The organism is Candidatus Thermoplasmatota archaeon (genome assembly GCA_035541015.1).
GTDB lineage: Archaea > Thermoplasmatota > SW-10-69-26 > JACQPN01 > JAIVGT01 > DATLFM01.
In genome coordinates this window covers 19,274-34,808 of sequence record DATLFM010000071.1, presented here as the reverse complement: position 1 = coordinate 34,808, position 15,535 = coordinate 19,274, and the positions used below count along the sequence as shown (strand labels likewise).

Here is a 15,535-nt window from a genome sequence, read left to right as displayed (position 1 = left end):
GCAGCGCCAGCGCGAGCCACACGGTCGGACGCATGCACGTGCGAGGTCGAAGCGGACTTGAAGAACCTTTCGGACCGGGCCTCAAACGGCGCCTTGCCTATTTCTTGACCGGCGGGAGCCCCTTGCCGACGAGGACGACCTGCGCGAGCAGGGCCTCGATCTGGATGCGCTCGTTGGCGCCCTCGACGATGCGGAAGGAGACTTCGCCGATCTTGTCCACGAGCTTCACCTTCACGTCGTCGGGAAGCGAGAGGTCGAAGACGGTGCGGTGCACCTGCTTCACGACGTCCTCGCCCGAGAGCCCGTACTCGACGAGGAGGTTGTCGAGCGACTCGCGCGCTTTAAGGAAGTTGCCCGCAAGCGCGGTCTCCAGCATGGCGCGGACGTCCTCCGGCCGCGCCGTCGCGGTGACCTTGTAGATCGCGTCCTCCTCCACGCTCTTGCCCAGGCTCGCGGCGACCTGCAGCGTGTTGACCGCCCGGCGCATGTCCCCCTGCGCGACGTACACGAGCGACTCGAGCGCGTCCTTTGTCACCTCGAGATCCTCGGCCTTGGCGATGTCGCGCACGACCTTCTTCACGTCCTCGAGCGTAAGCGGCCGGAAGCGGAAGACCGCGCAGCGGCTCTGGATGGGTTCGATGATGCGCGACGAGTAGTTGCACGACAGGATGAAGCGGCAGGTTCCGGCGTACCGCTCCATCGTGCGGCGCAGCGCCGCCTGCGCGTCGGACGTGAGGTTGTCGGCCTCGTCGAGGAAAATGATCTTGAACGAGGAGCCGCCGATGGGCGCCGTGCGGGCGAACTCCTTGATCTTGCCGCGGATGACGTCGATGCCGCGCTCGTCCGAGGCGTTGAGCTCGTGGAAGTTCTGGCGCCAGTGCTCGCCGTAGAGCTCGTGGGCAAGCGCGATGGCGCAGGTGGTCTTCCCGGTGCCCGGCGGGCCGGCGAAGAGAAGGTGGGGGAAATTGCGGGCCTTCACGTACGAGCGGAGTCGGGACGTGATCGCGTCCTGGCCCGCGACGTCGGCGAGCCGGCGGGGCCGGTACTTCTCGACCCAGATCTCGTCCATCGGCTGCCGGCAACGGGCGGCCGGGGCATAAGGCTTGGGCTCACGGGATCGTCCCGCAAGCGTCATTGCCGACACGGGCCAAGTCTCCTTCGCGAGCGTTCGCGACGGAAGCTTCGTTCGTCAAAGAAGGGCGACCGTCGCGATCGCCCGTCGTCTTTTTTCCCAAGCCTTTTTCCGCTCCCGGCCGTTTGGCGGCGCGTGAGCCAAAGCCCCCGCGCCGCCGAAGAAGCGCTCGCGGCCATGCAGGAGACCTACGCGGCCGTGGCGGCCGGCCGGTGGGACGCCTACGCGGCTCGCCTCGCCAAGGACTACCTGAGCGTGGGGCCCGACGGCACGCCCAAGGACCGCGAGCGCACGGTGCGAGACTGGCGCGAGGGCGCTACGGTGCTCGAGCTCTCCGTCCAGCCGACCGTGGCGCGCGAGGCTGGCGAGGTCGTCTTCGTGCTGGCAAAGTATCGCTGTGTGGACGAGAAAGCCGGCCAGACGCGCGAGTCCGAGGGCACCCTCTTTGAGATCTGGAAGCCCACGCCCGAGGGCTGGCGCTGCCTGGCCACGCACTTCACGCAAGCCACGGAAACCTGAGGGGCGCCTCGTGGCGCCCCGAGGGGGGCGCCGGATCGAGGGATTCGGCGAGGCGGGCTTCCACGTCCGCGACGAGCCGCTCGACGTCCACGCCCCACCACGACGGACGGTACGGTTCGGCGTAGCGCAGGAAGCCTTCGCGCATGCGCCGCGCGCCGTGGCGGTTGCCGCGCGAGGCTTGGTGGAGCGCCACGGCGGCCTGGATGAGAGCCTTCTCGAAGTTCGACGTCCAGACCGCTTCCCACGCCTCGTGGGCCTCGAAGTAGCGCCCGGCGTCGAAGTGCTCGACGGCCAGGAGGAAGCGCGGGTCGCAAAGCGGCGGGAAGCCCGGACCGGGCTCACGCGGGGACGTCGACGAGCACCTCCCCGTCCGGCGTCACGCGCGCCGGGAAGACGGCGATGCGCGAGCCGGGGTTGAACGGATTGCGACCCGTGCGCACGTCGAAGCGGAACGCGTGCAGCGGGCACGTGACGACGGCGCCTTCGAGCGTCCCCTCGTGCAAGGGCCCGCCGCGGTGCGGGCACACGGCGTCGGCGGCGTGCGGCGCCCCGCCGATCTTCCACACGGCAAGGAGCCAAGGCCCGTGCTCGACGAGCACGCAGCCCCCCTCGGGGATGCGCGCGAGCGGGCCGGCGGAGACCTCCGTCATCGTCGGCCCAACGCAGGCGCCTTCCTTAACCGCGTCGGCCCGGCCGCCGGGCCGGCTCATCGCCCGCGGGCGAGGCGTCCGCGTAGACCGTCTGCACGAGGCGCGATTCCCGGTAGTTGCGGAGACGCTCCGAGAACGCCCGGATGCGGTCGGCGTCCCCCTGCAGCACGAAGACCTCGATGCAGTCCTCGCCCGTGTGCGAATGGACCATGGATTTGACGATGTCGTTGAACGCGTGCCGGATCTCCCCGATGTGGCGCTCGTGACCCTCCGGGTAGACGAGCGTGAGGGTGGCGGCGCGGCGGCCCTTGCGCTCGGTCTCCTGCGACGCGGCGGCCAGGAACTCCCGCAGCGCCGCCCGCACGACCTCGGACCTGCCGGCAAACCCGCGCCGGGCGATCAGGCGGTCCGTCTCCTCGACGAGCGATTCGGGAAGCGATACGCTGACGACGCCCATGCGCTCCCCAGGGCTTTCCATTTTATGAAACCTTCCCCGTGCCAACCATACCACTTTGTTAGCCGTTGGACAGCCTGCCCCAGGCGAAAAGAAACCCGCTGTGAACCAGAAGGCACCATGGTTATGAATCCTTATTAACAAAAGCAGCACCGGGCTCGCAATCCGCCAAAGCGGATTAATAGGCCCTGCTCCGTGAACCCCACGCATGCGGACGCTACGTACGCTCGCCCTTGCCCTTGCGATTGCCCTTCCCGGCTGCCTCCAAGGCCAAGACGGCGCGCGCGAGGCGCCGGTGGTCGCCACCTTCTATCCGCTCGCCTTCTTCGCCGAGCGCATCGCCGGCGACAACCTCGCGGTCGCCACGCTCGTCCCGGCCGGCACGGAGCCGCACGATTGGGAGCCCCGGCCCTCCGAACGGGTCCGCGTCGAGCGCGCGTCCGTGTTCGTCTACAACGGCGCCGGCCTCGAGCCGTGGGCCGACGAGTTCGTCCGGGACCTCACCGCGCGCGGGGCGGTCGTCGTGGAGGCGACCCGCGGCCTTGCGCTGCGGGAGGCCGACCGGCCGCACGAGGGGGACCCCGGGCAGGACGAGACGGGAACGCACGAGGAGCACGAAGGGACAAAGGATCCGCACGTGTGGCTCGACCCGGTCCTCGCGCAGGGCGTCGTCGAGAACATCCGGGCCGGCCTCGCCCGGGCGGATCCGGGCAACGCGACCGCCTACGGCGCCCGCGCGACCTCGTTCTCGGCCGAGCTTGCCGCGCTGCACGGCGAGTTCGAGCGGGGGCTTGCCCGGTGCGGCAACCGCAACATCCTCACGACGCACGCGGCCTTCGGCTACCTCGCGGACCGGTACGACTTCCTCATGCACAGCGTCCACGGCCTGACGCCGGAGGCGGAGCCTTCGCCGGCCAAGATCCGCGAGATGGTGAACCTCGCCCGCGCGCTCAACCTCACGCACGTCTTCTTCGAGACGCTCGTCTCGCCCCGCGTGGCCGAGGTGATCGCAGACGAGGTCGGCGCGCAGGTCCTCGTGCTCAATCCCATCGAGGGCCTCACCGCCGAGGAGCGCGCCGCCGGAAAGACCTACTTCGATCTGCACCGGCAGAATCTGGCCAACCTGCGCCTTGCGATGCGCTGCGGGTGAGGTTCGATGCCGCCTGCCGCCTGCCTTGCGACGCAGGATCTGACGGTACGCTACCACGGCGAGACGGTCGTGGATCGCGTGACGCTACGCGTGGATTCCGGCGAGTACGTGGGCGTCGTGGGTCCCAACGGGGCCGGCAAGAGCACGTTCCTCAAGGCGCTTGTGGGCTTGGTCCCCTTCGACGGTCGCGTCGAGCTCTTCGGCACGCCTCGCGAGCGCTTCGGAGCGTGGCATCGCGTGGGCTACGTTCCGCAGCACGTTGCGCATCCCAACCCGCACATCCCGGCGACCGTGGACGAGATCGTTCTCCTCGGACGCGCGGGCCGGCGCGGGCTTGGGCGACCGTTCGCGCGGGAAGACCGCGCGGCCGCCCGGGCGGCGCTTTCCGCCGTGGGCCTTGCCGACCTCGGGCGGGCGCGGCTTTCCACGCTCTCGGGGGGCCAGCGGCAGCGCGTGCACCTTGCGCGGGCGCTTGCGGGCGAGCCCGAGCTCCTGCTCCTCGACGAGCCCACGACGGGCATCGATCCGGCGACGCGACACACGTTCTACGAGCTTCTGGACCACCTCAACCACGATCGGGCGCTCACGATCGTGCTCGTCTCGCACGACACGCATTCGCTCTTCCATTCGGTGCACCGCATCGTCGCGCTCAACCGCCGCGTGACCTTCGACGCCGCCGCCTCCTCGATCGCCTCGGAGGAGGACCTACACCATCTCTTCGGCGCGCATCCGGAGCCTGCGCACGGGGGGGTGCGCGATGCTTCCCGGGCTTGAGATCTTCGAGTACCAGTTCGTCGTCCGCGCGCTCGTGGCCGGCCTTTTGGCCGCGGCGATCGCGTCCGCGCTTGGCGTCTACGTCGTCCTCCGCGGCGCGGCCATGATCGGCGACGGCCTTGCCCACATCGCCTTTGGCGGAATCGCCCTTGGGCTCTTTGCCAACGTGTTCCCCTTCGGCGTGGCCGTCGCGTTCGCCGTCCTTGCCGCCGTGGGCATCGAGCTCCTGCGGGCGCGGGGACTTGTCCTCACCGACACGGCCATCGCGATCTTCTTCACGACCGGCCTTGCCGCGGGCCTCGTCCTCGTGAGCCTCTCGGGCGGGTTCAACGTCGATCTGTTCAGCTTCCTGTTCGGAAGCCTCGTTGCCGTCGGTCCCTCCGACCTTCCGCTCTTGGCGGCGCTTGCGCTTGCCGTGGGCGCGTTCGTGGTCGTGTTCGAAAAGGAGCTCTTCTACGTCACGCTCGACGCCGACGGCGCCCGCGTGGCGGGCCTGCCCGTGCGCGCGCTCGAGATCGGCTTTGCGGTGGCCACCGCCTTGGCCGTCGTCGTGACCGCGCGCGTCGCCGGCGTCCTCCTCGTGTCCGCCCTGCTTGTCGTGCCGGCCGCGGCCTCGCTTCAAGTGGCCGCAAGCTTCCGCCGCGCCGTCCTGGGCAGCGTCGCCGTCGCGCTCTTCGTGGTCGTCGCCGGGCTGTACCTCGCGTTTGCCGCCGACCTTCCGCTGGGCGCCTCGATCGCGCTCTCGTCCGTCTCCGTGTTCGCCCTCTCGCTCGTCGCCCGACGGGTTTCGGGCGCCCGAGGCGTCGTCGCCCCCTGACTAGCGCAAGCCGAGCGCCAGCGAGGCCAGCAGGACAAGCCCCGCCACGGTGGCGCTCACGGGGATCGTGAGGATCCAAGCGCCAAAGATGCGGCGCGTCACGCCCCAACGCACCGCCGAGAAGCGCTGCGCCGTTCCGACGCCGATGATGGATCCCGTGATCGTGTGGGTCGTGCTCACGGGAATCCCGGCGACGGCGGTCATGGCAAGCGTGACGGCGCCTCCCGTCTCGGCGGCGAAACCCTGGTGCGGCCGCAGCGCCGTCACGCGCTGGCCCAGCGTGCGGATGACCTTCCATCCGCCAAGGATGGTGCCGATGGCAATCGTCGTGAAGCTTGCAAGCAGGATCCAGAACGGGATCGGGTCGTCCTTGGCGTGGAGGCCCACGCCGATGAAAAGGAAGGTGATGATGCCGGCCGTCTTCTGGGCGTCGTTGCCGCCGTGCCCGATGCTGTAGAAGGCGGACGAGAAGAGCTGCGCGAGGCGGAATCCGCGGGACATGGAGCCCGGGCTTCGCCGCCGGAGGGCCCAGGCGACGGCGGCGAGGATCGAAAGCCCGAGGACCAAGCCGATGAGCGGCGAGAGCACGATGAAGAGGAACGTGCTCATGAGCCCCTTGATCGGGGAGCCCCAGATGAGGACGCTTGCGCCGCCGGCGGCCACGCCCGAGCCCACAAGTCCACCGATGAGGCAATGGCTGATGCTGACGGGAAGCCCCGTGTGCGTGGCAAAGGCCGCCCACGCGATGGCGCCGACGAGCGCCGCGAAGGTCACAAGGGGAATGCCCACCGGAAGCGCCGCCACGTCGACAAGGCCGCTGCCGATCGTCTTTGCCACCGCCGTGCCGTACACGAACAGCCCGGCGAAGTTGAACGCGGCGGCCCACAGGACGGCCGCAAGCGGCGAGAGCGCGCCCGTGCTCACCACCGTCGCGATGGAGTTCGCCGCGTCGTTCATGCCGTTGTAGAGGTCGAACAGCAGCGCCAGCGCGACGAGCCCCGCGAGGATCTCGAACTCGTAGGCCATGGGCTCACGCGTACTTGACGAGGGTGTCCCGGATCACGTCGGCCGCGTCCTCGCACTTGTCGGTCGCCATCTCGATGGCCTCGTACACGTCCTTGAACTTGATCACGTCGAGCGGCGAGTACGATCCCCGGAAGAGCTCCGCGACGGACCGGTTCTTGATGTCGTCGGCCGCGTTCTCCAAGCGGTGCACCTCGACGAGGTGTCGAGCGACGTCGACGTTCCGCAACGATCGCAGGCCGAGCACGGCCTTGTTCAGGTGCCCCATCTGCGCGTGCAGGATGGTGCCAAGCTCGACGAGCGCGGGCGTCGGCTTCACGTTGTAGAGGTGCACGTGGTTGGCCGTCGCCCAGGCGAAGTCGAGGACGTCGTCGAGCGCCGAGGCCAGACGTCCGAGGTCCTCCCGGTCGATGGGCGTGATGAACGTCGCGTTGACGCGCTCGAAGATCTCGTGGACGACGAGGTCGCCCTCGTGCTCGATGTCCTTGATCGGCTTGGGATCGACGCCGGCGCCGGCTTGCAGGTAGTCGCGCAGAGCCTCCGTGCCGCGGAGGACCACCGAGGACTCCCTCTCGAGAAGATCGAAGAACGTCCGCTCCTGCGGAAAAAGAATCTCGCGAAGCGCCATCACCTCACCGCGACCGCGTACGCACCGGCGCGGCTTGAGGCTTACCTACCGAATCTATATAGACTCCATAGTCCGTGCGCCCGCGATGGAGTACCGCAAGATCCAGAAGACCGGCGGCGCGACCTTCGCCGTCACGCTTCCCAAGCCCTGGGCCCGCAAGGCCGGCCTGCGCGCCGGCGATCTCGTCGGCCTGCAGGCCCAAGGCGACGGGACCCTCGTGCTCACGCCGGGCCGCCCCGGGCGCCGCGAGAACGGCCGCGGCACGACGGCGCGCATCCGCCTCGCCGAGGAGAGCCGCGACGAGCTCCAGCGTCGCGTGATCGCCGCGTACCTCGCCGGGTTCGACCTCGTCGAGATCGAGTCGCCCCGCATCCGGCCGGCCGAGCGCGCCCTCGTGCGCGAGCTCGTCCGCCGCCTCATGGGCGCGGAGATCATCGAGGAGACCTCCGACCGCATCGTCGTGCAGGACCTCGCGGACACGTCGGAGTTCGACATGCGGCGCGGCGTGCGCCGCATGAGCCGCGTCGCGCGCTCCATGCACGAGGACGCGATGAAGGCCATCGCCGACTCCGACGCGGAGCTTGGGCGCGACGTGGAGGGCCGCGACGACGAGCTCGACCGGCTGTATTGGCTCGTGAACAAGCAGTACCACCTCGTCCTCCGCAATCCGCGCGCGGCCGAGGGCATGGGCGTGACGGGCACGACGGGGCTCGGGTTCCTCCTCGTGGGCCGCATCCTCGAGCGCATCGGGGACCACGCGGCGCGCATGGCGCAGACGGTCCCCACGCTCGCCGGCTCGCGCATCCCGCCTGCCATCCTGGAGGAGCTGCGCGAGGCAAGCGCCGTCTCGCTGTCCATCGTGCAGGAAGCCGTGGAGGCGCTCTACGGGGAGGACTTCGAGCGCGCCAACGTCGCCATCCGCCGCTCGAAGGAGCTCTCCGCGATCAAGAAGGACCTGCTGGGCCGGCTCGTGAAGCTGCGTCCCGAGATCGTCCTACCGTTGACGCTCGTCCTTGAATCCATCGAACGAACGGGGAACTACGGGACCGACATCGGCGAGATCGCCATCAACCACCTGTACGCGAAGTAGCGCCGCGGCCTTCAAGTGGACGGGACGCCCATTCCGGGCGTGGACGCCCGACCCGCCCTCGCCGAGGCCCTGGGAACCTACCTCCTCGTCTTCTTCGGCGCAGGCGCCATCCTCGCCGAGGCTCGCACGGGCGCGCTTGGCCACCTCGGGATCGCGCTCGCCTTCGCCTTTGTCGTGCTCGTCGTCGTGTACGCCCTCGCGCACGTGTCGGGGGCGCACATCAACCCCGCCGTCACGCTCGCCTTTGCGGCGGCCGGCCGCTTCCCGTGGCGCCTCGTGCCCGGCTACCTCGCCTCCCAGGCGGCCGGAGCGACGGCCGCCGCCGGGACCCTCCTTGCCATCCACGGACCCGTCGCCGACCTTGGCGCGACGACATTGTCCCCCGACGTGTCGGCGGTTTCGGGCCTTGCGCTCGAAGCGCTCGCGACCTTCCTTCTCGTCCTCGTGATCTTCGGCGTCGCGACGGATCCGCGCGCGTCGCCCGGCGCGGCGGGCCTTGCCATCGGGCTTGCCATCGGGCTCGACGCCCTCGTCGCGGGCCCCTTCACGGGCGCCAGCATGAACCCCGCCCGCAGCCTTGGCCCCGCGCTCGTGTCCGGGCAGTTTGCCGACCTTTGGCTCTACCTCGTCGCGCCGGTCGTCGGAGGCGTGGCCGCCGCGTTCACGTACGAATATCTGCGGCCGGGCAGGGCGCCGCCGTCGCCGTTGGGCGTCGCGGGACCGGTCGATCTGGAGAGATCGTCTTGACGGCGTTCCGCATCCTCTTCGCCTGCGTGGGCAACGCCGCGCGCTCGCAGATGGCCGAGGGGTTCGCGCGGGCGATGGCCGGCGACCGTGTGGACGCGCGCTCGGGCGGCAGCCGGCCCGCGGGCGCAGTCTCGCGAAAGGCCATCGAGGCCATGCGCGAGAAGGGCATCGACATCTCCGGCCACCAAAGCAAGGGCTTCGACGAGGCGTGGATCCGCGACGAGGCCGACCTCGTCGTCACCATGGGCTGCGGCGAGGACGCGTGCCCCGCGTTTCTCGGCAAGCGCACGATCGACTGGAAGCTCGAGGATCCGATCACCATGGACCTCGACGGCGTGCGGCAGGTGCGCGACGAGATCGAGCGAAGGGTGCGCGACCTTCTGTCTCGTGAACGCCTCCTGTGAGATGCATACATACGTATACGAACGTATACATCGTCGGGCGTCACGGCGGGATTTCGCACGCCTCGCGCTCGAGCCTTCGGATGTGCAGCGCAAGGAGAGCGACGACGCCGCCTGCGACCAGCAGCGGCACGAGCAGCGAGGACAGGGGCACGCCAAGGAAGGTAGGAAGCGCCGCCAGGCCAAGGGCCGCGACGGCGGCGGCGCCCGTGAGCGTGCAGTGGGCGCACGCGAAGACGAACAGGAGGGTCTTCGATTGCACGGAATCCCATCCTGCGGCGCGGTCAAAGTACTTTTCGCAAGGTCTCCGGGAGGGCGGGCACGTGGGGGTAACGCTCGATCTCGTCCGGATCGACCCAACGGCTCTCCTCGTTCTCCCAGTTGAGCGTGGGCTCCGCGCCCGGCGCCACGTCGAACAGGAACGGGTGCACGATCCACTCCGCGGCAAGCTGCGGGTCGAACACGCGCATCGGATCGCCGCGACGGGCGAGGTGGACGGAGGGCGGCCCAAGGCCCGTCTCCTCGAGGATCTCGCGCCGCGCGCCCGTCTCGGGATCCTCGCCCGCGAAGCTTCCGCTCACGCCCGCCCACTTGCCCGGATAGGTCTGCACGCGGTCGCTGCGTCGCAGCAGAAGGACTTTTCCGTCCGGGCGCCGCAGGAAGCACGTGACGACCTCGCGACGCTTCATCGCCGCGGGAACCGCACAACCGTTTAAATATCTCGCTTCCCTAGCGGGCCCGATGGTTCGAGCTTCTCGAGCCGCACGCAGCAAGCCCGTGGCGCGCGCCGCGAAGTCGTACGATCCGCGGGAGCTTGAGCCGCGCATCCAGGCGTGGTGGCGCAAGGCGAAGGTGCACGAGCGGACGCGCAAGCTTCGCGCGGGGGGCAAGCCCTTCTACTTCATCGACGGGCCGCCGTACACCTCGGGCCACATCCACCTCGGCACGGCCTGGAACAAGATCCTCAAGGACGCTCAGCTTCGGTTTGCGCGCATGCAGGGGCGCGACGTGCGCGACCAGGCGGGCTTCGACATGCACGGCCTTCCGATCGAGGTGAAGGTCGAGAAGGAGCTTGGCATCGCCAACAAGAAGGACATCGAGGCGATGGGCATGGCGAAGTTCGTGAAGAAGTGCCGCGACTTCGCGCTTGGCTACCTCGAGAGCATGACCGCCGAGTTCCAGGAGCTTGGCGTGTGGCTCGACTGGGAGAATCCCTACCGCACGATCGACAACGCCTACATCGAGGGCGCGTGGTGGGCTCTTGCGCGCGCGAACGAGAAAGGCCTCGTCTACCAGGCCGAGAAGGGTGGCATGAGCTGGTGTCCCCGCTGCGAGACGGCGCTTGCGGAGGCCGAGGTCGAGTACTGGGACGAGGACGACCCGGCCGTGTACGTGAAGTTCCCCTTGGCCGACGCGCCCAACACCTTCCTCGTCATCTGGACCACGACCCCGTGGACGCTTCCAGCCAACGTCGCCGTCGCGGCGCACCCCACGTTCAGCTACGCGAAGGTTCTCGCGAGGAAGGACGGCCGCGACGAGACGCTCATCCTGCTCGACGCGCTCGTCGAGCAAGTCCTGGCGCTTGGCCGGTACGACGACCACACCGTGCTCGGCCACGTCGTGGGCGCCGACCTCGAGGGCGTGCGCTACCGCCACCCGTTCGCCGAGGAGTTGCCCTATCATCGTTCGCCGCCCACGCCGCGCAACAACACCGTCGTGCTGGCCGACCACGTGACGGCGGAGAACACGGGCCTCGTGCACACGGCGACTGGGCACGGCGCGGAGGACTTCGCCGTCGGCGAGAAGACCGGGATTCCGCCTTTCTGCCCTGTCGGCGAGAACGGGCGGTACACCGACGAAGCCGGCCCGTTTGCCGGCGTCGACGTGAAGCAGGCGGACCCCGCAGTCGTCGAGAGCCTTCGTGGGAAGGGCCTCCTCCTGCACGAGGGGCGCATCACGCACCGGTACGGCCACTGCTGGCGGTGCAAGACCCCGATCCTCTACCGCACCACGCGGCAGTGGTTCGTGGCGATCACGAAGATCAAGGACAAGATGCTCGCCGAGGTCGACCGGGTGGCGTGGACGCCCGAGTGGGCCGGCTCCGCACGCCAGCGCGACTGGGTCGAGAACGCGCGCGACTGGTGCGTCTCGCGGCAGCGCTACTGGGGCATTCCCATCCCGGCGTGGCGGTGCGAGCGCGGGCACACGCGGATCGTCGGGTCCGTCCGCGAGCTCGCCAGGCACGCGGCGAAGGGTTACAAGAAGGAAATGGACCTCCACCGGCCGGGCATCGACGGCGTGCTCCTGCGCTGCGACGCGTGCGGGGGCAAGGCGCTCATGCGCCGCGTGCCCGACGTCTTCGACGTGTGGTTCGACTCGGCTTGCGCGAGCTGGGCGCAGCTTGGGTATCCCGGGTCGGACAGGGAGTTCAAGAAGTGGTTCCCGTGCGACTGGATCACGGAGGCGCAGGACCAGACGCGCGGCTGGTTCTACTCGCAGCTTGGCGCCGGCGTCGCGGCGCTCGATGCGGTGCCCTACGAGCGCGTGCTCATGCACGGCTGGGCGCTCGACCCCGAGGGCAAGCCCATGTCGAAGTCGCTTGGCAACATCATTCCGCCGCACGACGTCATCGCCAAGCACGGCGCCGACGCGATGCGCTTCTATTTCCTCTCCGGGGCGCCCTGGGAGGACGTCGCGTTCTCCTGGGAAGCCGTTCGCAACCACCAGCGCATGCTGAACGTGCTCTGGAACGTCCACGTCTTCGCGACGACGTACATGGCGCTCGACGGCTTCCGCGCGTCGGACGCGCCGCAAGGCCTCAAGCACGCCCGTCGCGAGGACCGGTGGCTCCTCTCACGGCTCGAGTCCGTGCGCGACGAGGTGACGACGGCGTTCGAGACCAGTCATTATCACCTGGGCGCCCGAGCGCTTGCGAACTTCGTCCTGGAGGACCTTTCCCGCTTCTACGTGCGCCTGGTGCGCGACCGCACGTGGCAGGAGAAGGCGAGCCGGGACAAGCTTGCCGCCTACGCCACGCTGCACGAGGCCCTCTCGGGCGTGGCGCGGCTCCTTGCGCCCTACGCCCCGCACGTCGCCGAGGCCCTGCACGCGGACCTCGGAGGCGAGCGCGAGAGCGTCCACATGGAGGACTGGCCCAAGGCGCGGCCCAACCGGCGCGACCCGGCGCTCGAAGGGCAGCTCTCCCGCGCGCGCTCCATCGTCGACGCCGCCGCCCAGGCGCGGGCGAAGGCCAACCTCAAGCTGCGCTGGCCCGTGCGGACGCTGTGGGTCGCCGGCGAGCCCGCGCTCTCCGAGGTCGTCGCGCGGTTCGGCCCGCTCCTTGCCGAGCAGACGAACGCAAAGAGCGTCGAGTACGTCGGCTCGCGGTGGGGCCGCTTTGCCAAGGAGATCCTGCCCGTGAAGAACGTGATCGGGAAGACCTTCCGGCAGGACGGTCCGCTTGTCATCGAGCGCCTGCGGTCCCTCACGCCCGCCGAGATCGAGAGCATCGAGAAGGAGCTCTCGGTCCTGGGCAAGGTGGAGCTCACGCACGAGGAGATGGTCTTCACCCTCACGCCGGACATGGTGACCTTCCAGGAGAAGCTCTCGGCCGAGTACGTCGGCGCCGAATTTCAAGGCGGCTCCGTCTACGTGGACACCAACATCCCCGACGACCTCAAGGCCGAAGGGATGGCGCGCGAGATCACCCGCCGGATCCAGGAGATGCGGAAGGAGGCGGATCTCGAGGTGACGGCCACGATCGCCGCGCGGATCGCCGCCTCGCCGGAGACGACCGCGCTCCTGCGCGCGAACCTCGACGACGTGAAAGGCGCCACGCGCAGCGTCTCGATCGAGTTCGGGCAAGCGCCACGCGGCACGTGGACGAAGGAGTGGGACGTCGAGGGGGAGACCGTCACGATCGCCCTCTCGCCCGCGCGGCCGACCCGGCCCCGGGCGACCAAGCGGCCCGCCCGCGCGTCCGCGCGTCCGCGCCCCGCCAAGCCCGCGCGCGCGCGCAAGCGCTGAGGCCCTCAGTCTCGCGTCTCAAGGACAAGCGCCTCCCAGAACCCGGCATCCACGTGCTCAACGAGGCCAAAGTCCCCCGCTCGCACGAGCGCCTCGGCTCGCGGGTGGCGAAGCGAGAGCCACACGGCGTCCACCCAGCGCGAGTGCGCCTCCTCCTTGTCGACCGGCAAGCCCTCGTCCTCGAGTTGCAACGCCACGTGCACGCGTTCGTGCGAGTCGACCATGGCCACGGAGGCCGCCGGGTCGAGACCCAGCCGCGCACCCAGGCGCGCTGCGGCGCCCACGTCGAGCGCGGTCACGTACACGTGCCCGCCCGACGCGCGCGCGGCCAGCCGGAAGGTGAGACCCACGAGGCCCGCGATCTTGTACTCGGGCGGTACGGCGGGCCAAAGGCCGGCGTCGTAGAGGAGGTCGTGGTCGGAGAACCGGCAGCCGATGGCGCGCTCCCGGAGCCGTCGCTGCCATGCCGCGTCCGCCATCGTCGCAGCATCGCGCCCTGCGGCCAAGAACTTACGGCTCGGGCGTACGATCGGCGCGCGCGATCGCACGACGGGAAGCGCCGGTCCCGGTCGATTGCCCAGCCCAGGAGGCCAAACGCTAAAATACGCCGCGCTGGCTTGCCAAGCGAGAAAACATGCCCGTCTCCCTGGACCTCTCCACGTTCCGCCGCGGAAGCGACCTCTTGAAGCGCGGCTTTGCCTCGATGCAGAAGGGCGGCGTCATCATGGACGTCACCACGCCCGAGCAGGCCGGCATCGCGGAGGACGCAGGCGCCGTGGCCGTCATGGCGCTCGAGCGCGTGCCGGCCGACATTCGCGCGCAAGGAGGCGTGGCACGCATGGCCGACACCCGCGTCGTGGCCGAGATCGTGGACGCCGTCACGATCCCCGTCATGGCCAAGTGCCGCATCGGCCACTTCGCCGAGGCGCGCGTGCTCCAGGAGCTCGGCGTGGACATGATCGACGAGAGCGAGGTGCTCACGCCCGCCGACCCGTACTACCACGTGGACAAGCGCGCCTTCACCGTCCCCTTCGTGTGCGGCGCGCGCGAGCTTGGCGAGGCCAGCCGCCGCATGTTCGAGGGCGCGGCCATGATCCGCACGAAGGGCGAGGCGGGCACCGGCAACGTCGTCGAAGCCGTCCGCCACCGGCGTCTCATCGTCCAGGCGATCGCGCAGGCGACCGCGGCAAGCGACGCGCAGCTTCGCGCCCTTGCCGAGACCTTCGCCGACCGCTACGCCGTGCTCGCGCGCGAGGCGAACCCCGGCGCCAAGGTCACCGCCTCGACGATCGTCTTTGGCGGCTCCACGCTCGCGGAGGTCCGCAAGGGCCTCCACGGCATCCTCAAGGACGTGAAGAGGCTTCGCCGCCTCCCCGTCGTGGACTTTGCGGCCGGCGGCATCGCGACGCCCGCCGACGCGGCGCTCATGATGCAGCTTGGAAACGACGGCGTGTTCGTGGGCAGCGGCATCTTCAAGTCGTCCGATCCGGCGACGCGGGCGCGCGCCATCGTGGAGGCCGTGACGCACTTCGACGAGCCCAGGGTCATTGCGGAGGTCTCGCGGGGTCTTGGGGAGCCCATGCGGGGTCTCGAGGTGGATCGGATTCCGGTGGAGCAACGCCTGGCGGGAAGGGGAGCCTAGCGCCCTCGTGCTGGCGCGCGAACGCCCACGGCAGAACCGCCGCCGCCAGGATGCCGACGATGCCCCACTGCAGCACAAAGCCCAGGGGATCCCCCGGGCTTCCGGGGACCGGCGGCAAGGAGGCGCGGAACAGGGCGTAGAATGGAAGCGCCAGGTAGCTCGCCACGTAGGTCGCATACGTGGCCGCGCCGGAGAACACGATGCTCTCGATCGCGCGGCCGGAGGAGGCCAGGCGGTGGGCCAGAAGGAACGTGCCCATGCTCCCGAGGATGAAGATCGCGTCGGCGGCCAGGCTTGCCGTCCAGACGCGGAAGACGATCTCGGGGACAAGGCCGGGGTTGCCGGAGAGGGCAACGCGACCGCCAAGGCCCAGCACCGAGGAGACGGCCGTGAACAGGATGGCAGACGCCGCCAAGGCCCCGCGGGTCGCGCGCATGCGCCCGGGAGCGCCGCGGGGTGACCTCTAGCTTTCGGGGGCGAAA

At 69.7% G+C, this 15,535-nt stretch carries 19 protein-coding genes; 9 read left to right on the top strand and 10 right to left on the bottom strand.

Annotated elements, in window-relative coordinates:
* Positions 1 to 97: 97 nt before the first annotated feature.
* Positions 98 to 1,069 carry a replication factor C small subunit gene (locus VM681_06480; GenBank protein ID HVL87635.1) on the bottom strand — a complete coding sequence of 324 codons (972 nt, stop codon included), beginning with the start codon at positions 1,067 to 1,069 and terminating at the stop codon, positions 98 to 100.
* A gap of 198 nt (positions 1,070 to 1,267) precedes the next feature.
* Here VM681_06480 and VM681_06475 point away from each other — a divergent pair, with 198 nt between their 5' ends.
* Positions 1,268 to 1,651, top strand: a complete 384-nt coding sequence (locus VM681_06475; GenBank protein ID HVL87634.1) for a DUF4440 domain-containing protein — start codon at positions 1,268 to 1,270, stop codon at positions 1,649 to 1,651.
* On the opposite strand, the gene VM681_06470 is transcribed toward VM681_06475, so the two are convergent.
* Genes VM681_06470 through VM681_06460 form a run of 3 tightly spaced genes read right to left on the bottom strand, consistent with a single transcriptional unit; the run spans position 1,629 to position 2,758 of the window.
* On the bottom strand, positions 1,629 to 1,946 hold the full coding sequence (locus tag VM681_06470; protein HVL87633.1) for a DUF309 domain-containing protein: 318 nt from the start codon (positions 1,944 to 1,946) through the stop codon (positions 1,629 to 1,631). The two genes, VM681_06475 and VM681_06470, sit on opposite strands and share 23 nt — an antisense overlap.
* Positions 1,947 to 1,989: 43 nt before the next feature.
* Positions 1,990 to 2,301: a Rieske 2Fe-2S domain-containing protein gene (locus tag VM681_06465; GenBank protein HVL87632.1), complete on the bottom strand. Its 312-nt coding sequence runs from the start codon at positions 2,299 to 2,301 to the stop codon at positions 1,990 to 1,992.
* A gap of 25 nt (positions 2,302 to 2,326) precedes the next feature.
* The gene (locus VM681_06460; protein ID HVL87631.1) at positions 2,327 to 2,758 is read right to left on the bottom strand and encodes a CopG family ribbon-helix-helix protein; all 432 of its coding nucleotides are present in this window, start codon (positions 2,756 to 2,758) and stop codon (positions 2,327 to 2,329) included.
* Positions 2,759 to 2,963: 205 nt separating this feature from the next.
* Between VM681_06460 and VM681_06455 the strand changes: the two genes are divergently transcribed.
* The 3 genes from VM681_06455 to VM681_06445 are packed head-to-tail and all read left to right on the top strand — an operon-like array spanning position 2,964 to position 5,496.
* Entirely contained in the window at positions 2,964 to 3,905 is a 942-nt protein-coding gene (locus VM681_06455; GenBank protein HVL87630.1) for a zinc ABC transporter substrate-binding protein, read from the top strand.
* A gap of 6 nt (positions 3,906 to 3,911) precedes the next feature.
* On the top strand, positions 3,912 to 4,679 hold the full coding sequence (locus VM681_06450) for a metal ABC transporter ATP-binding protein (GenBank protein HVL87629.1): 768 nt from the start codon (positions 3,912 to 3,914) through the stop codon (positions 4,677 to 4,679).
* Positions 4,663 to 5,496, top strand: coding sequence for a metal ABC transporter permease (locus tag VM681_06445; GenBank protein ID HVL87628.1), 834 nt, complete (start codon positions 4,663 to 4,665; stop codon positions 5,494 to 5,496). The genes VM681_06450 and VM681_06445 overlap by 17 nt, the downstream gene beginning before the upstream one ends.
* Here the strand turns inward: VM681_06445 and VM681_06440 are convergent, their stop codons facing one another.
* The gene (locus tag VM681_06440) at positions 5,497 to 6,522 is read right to left on the bottom strand and encodes an inorganic phosphate transporter (GenBank protein HVL87627.1); all 1,026 of its coding nucleotides are present in this window, start codon (positions 6,520 to 6,522) and stop codon (positions 5,497 to 5,499) included.
* 4 nt (positions 6,523 to 6,526) lie between these two features.
* Positions 6,527 to 7,147, bottom strand: a complete 621-nt coding sequence (locus VM681_06435) for a DUF47 family protein (protein HVL87626.1) — start codon at positions 7,145 to 7,147, stop codon at positions 6,527 to 6,529.
* 85 nt (positions 7,148 to 7,232) lie between these two features.
* On the opposite strand from VM681_06435, the gene VM681_06430 reads away from it, so the two are divergent.
* Genes VM681_06430 through VM681_06420 form a run of 3 tightly spaced genes read left to right on the top strand, consistent with a single transcriptional unit; the run spans position 7,233 to position 9,388 of the window.
* A complete protein-coding gene (locus tag VM681_06430; protein ID HVL87625.1) occupies positions 7,233 to 8,237 on the top strand; it encodes a phosphate uptake regulator PhoU in 1,005 nt (334 codons plus the stop codon).
* Between the two features lie 39 nt (positions 8,238 to 8,276).
* Positions 8,277 to 8,984, top strand: coding sequence for an MIP family channel protein (locus tag VM681_06425; GenBank protein HVL87624.1), 708 nt, complete (start codon positions 8,277 to 8,279; stop codon positions 8,982 to 8,984).
* Complete coding sequence (locus tag VM681_06420) at positions 8,981 to 9,388, top strand: arsenate reductase ArsC (protein HVL87623.1); 408 nt, start codon at positions 8,981 to 8,983, stop codon at positions 9,386 to 9,388. Before VM681_06425 ends, VM681_06420 begins: the two co-directional genes overlap by 4 nt.
* Before the next feature lie 40 nt (positions 9,389 to 9,428).
* On the opposite strand, the gene VM681_06415 is transcribed toward VM681_06420, so the two are convergent.
* Both VM681_06415 and VM681_06410 read right to left on the bottom strand, forming a co-directional pair.
* On the bottom strand, positions 9,429 to 9,647 hold the full coding sequence (locus VM681_06415) for a hypothetical protein (GenBank protein ID HVL87622.1): 219 nt from the start codon (positions 9,645 to 9,647) through the stop codon (positions 9,429 to 9,431).
* Between the two features lie 22 nt (positions 9,648 to 9,669).
* Positions 9,670 to 10,074 (bottom strand): NUDIX pyrophosphatase, encoded by a 405-nt coding sequence (locus VM681_06410; GenBank protein HVL87621.1) that lies wholly within the window; start codon positions 10,072 to 10,074, stop codon positions 9,670 to 9,672.
* A 52-nt stretch (positions 10,075 to 10,126) separates the two neighbouring features.
* On the opposite strand from VM681_06410, the gene ileS reads away from it, so the two are divergent.
* A complete protein-coding gene (ileS, locus tag VM681_06405; protein HVL87620.1) occupies positions 10,127 to 13,411 on the top strand; it encodes an isoleucine--tRNA ligase in 3,285 nt (1,094 codons plus the stop codon).
* 5 nt (positions 13,412 to 13,416) lie between these two features.
* On the opposite strand, the gene VM681_06400 is transcribed toward ileS, so the two are convergent.
* A complete protein-coding gene (locus VM681_06400) occupies positions 13,417 to 13,890 on the bottom strand; it encodes a hypothetical protein (protein ID HVL87619.1) in 474 nt (157 codons plus the stop codon).
* Between the two features lie 155 nt (positions 13,891 to 14,045).
* Here VM681_06400 and pdxS point away from each other — a divergent pair, with 155 nt between their 5' ends.
* Positions 14,046 to 15,053, top strand: a complete 1,008-nt coding sequence (pdxS, locus tag VM681_06395) for a pyridoxal 5'-phosphate synthase lyase subunit PdxS (protein HVL87618.1) — start codon at positions 14,046 to 14,048, stop codon at positions 15,051 to 15,053.
* On the opposite strand, the gene VM681_06390 is transcribed toward pdxS, so the two are convergent.
* Positions 14,956 to 15,489, bottom strand: a complete 534-nt coding sequence (locus VM681_06390; GenBank protein ID HVL87617.1) for a hypothetical protein — start codon at positions 15,487 to 15,489, stop codon at positions 14,956 to 14,958. The genes pdxS and VM681_06390 overlap by 98 nt on opposite strands.
* Between the last annotated feature and the right edge of the window lie 46 nt (positions 15,490 to 15,535).

Bases quoted from the DNA above. Each gene is read 5' to 3' on its own strand.
- VM681_06480 (HVL87635.1), bottom strand. From the start codon at position 1,069: ATGGACGAGATCTGGGTCGAGAAGTACCGGCCCCGCCGGCTCGCCGAC.
- VM681_06465 (HVL87632.1), bottom strand. From the start codon at position 2,301: ATGACGGAGGTCTCCGCCGGCCCGCTCGCGCGCATCCCCGAGGGGGGC.
- VM681_06460 (HVL87631.1), bottom strand. From the start codon at position 2,758: ATGGGCGTCGTCAGCGTATCGCTTCCCGAATCGCTCGTCGAGGAGACG.
- VM681_06455 (HVL87630.1), top strand. From the start codon at position 2,964: ATGCGGACGCTACGTACGCTCGCCCTTGCCCTTGCGATTGCCCTTCCC.
- VM681_06450 (HVL87629.1), top strand. From the start codon at position 3,912: ATGCCGCCTGCCGCCTGCCTTGCGACGCAGGATCTGACGGTACGCTAC.
- VM681_06445 (HVL87628.1), top strand. From the start codon at position 4,663: ATGCTTCCCGGGCTTGAGATCTTCGAGTACCAGTTCGTCGTCCGCGCG.
- VM681_06440 (HVL87627.1), bottom strand. From the start codon at position 6,522: ATGGCCTACGAGTTCGAGATCCTCGCGGGGCTCGTCGCGCTGGCGCTG.
- VM681_06435 (HVL87626.1), bottom strand. From the start codon at position 7,147: ATGGCGCTTCGCGAGATTCTTTTTCCGCAGGAGCGGACGTTCTTCGAT.
- VM681_06430 (HVL87625.1), top strand. From the start codon at position 7,233: ATGGAGTACCGCAAGATCCAGAAGACCGGCGGCGCGACCTTCGCCGTC.
- VM681_06410 (HVL87621.1), bottom strand. From the start codon at position 10,074: ATGAAGCGTCGCGAGGTCGTCACGTGCTTCCTGCGGCGCCCGGACGGA.
- ileS (HVL87620.1), top strand. From the start codon at position 10,127: ATGGTTCGAGCTTCTCGAGCCGCACGCAGCAAGCCCGTGGCGCGCGCC.
- VM681_06400 (HVL87619.1), bottom strand. From the start codon at position 13,890: ATGGCGGACGCGGCATGGCAGCGACGGCTCCGGGAGCGCGCCATCGGC.
- pdxS (HVL87618.1), top strand. From the start codon at position 14,046: ATGCCCGTCTCCCTGGACCTCTCCACGTTCCGCCGCGGAAGCGACCTC.
- VM681_06390 (HVL87617.1), bottom strand. From the start codon at position 15,489: ATGCGCGCGACCCGCGGGGCCTTGGCGGCGTCTGCCATCCTGTTCACG.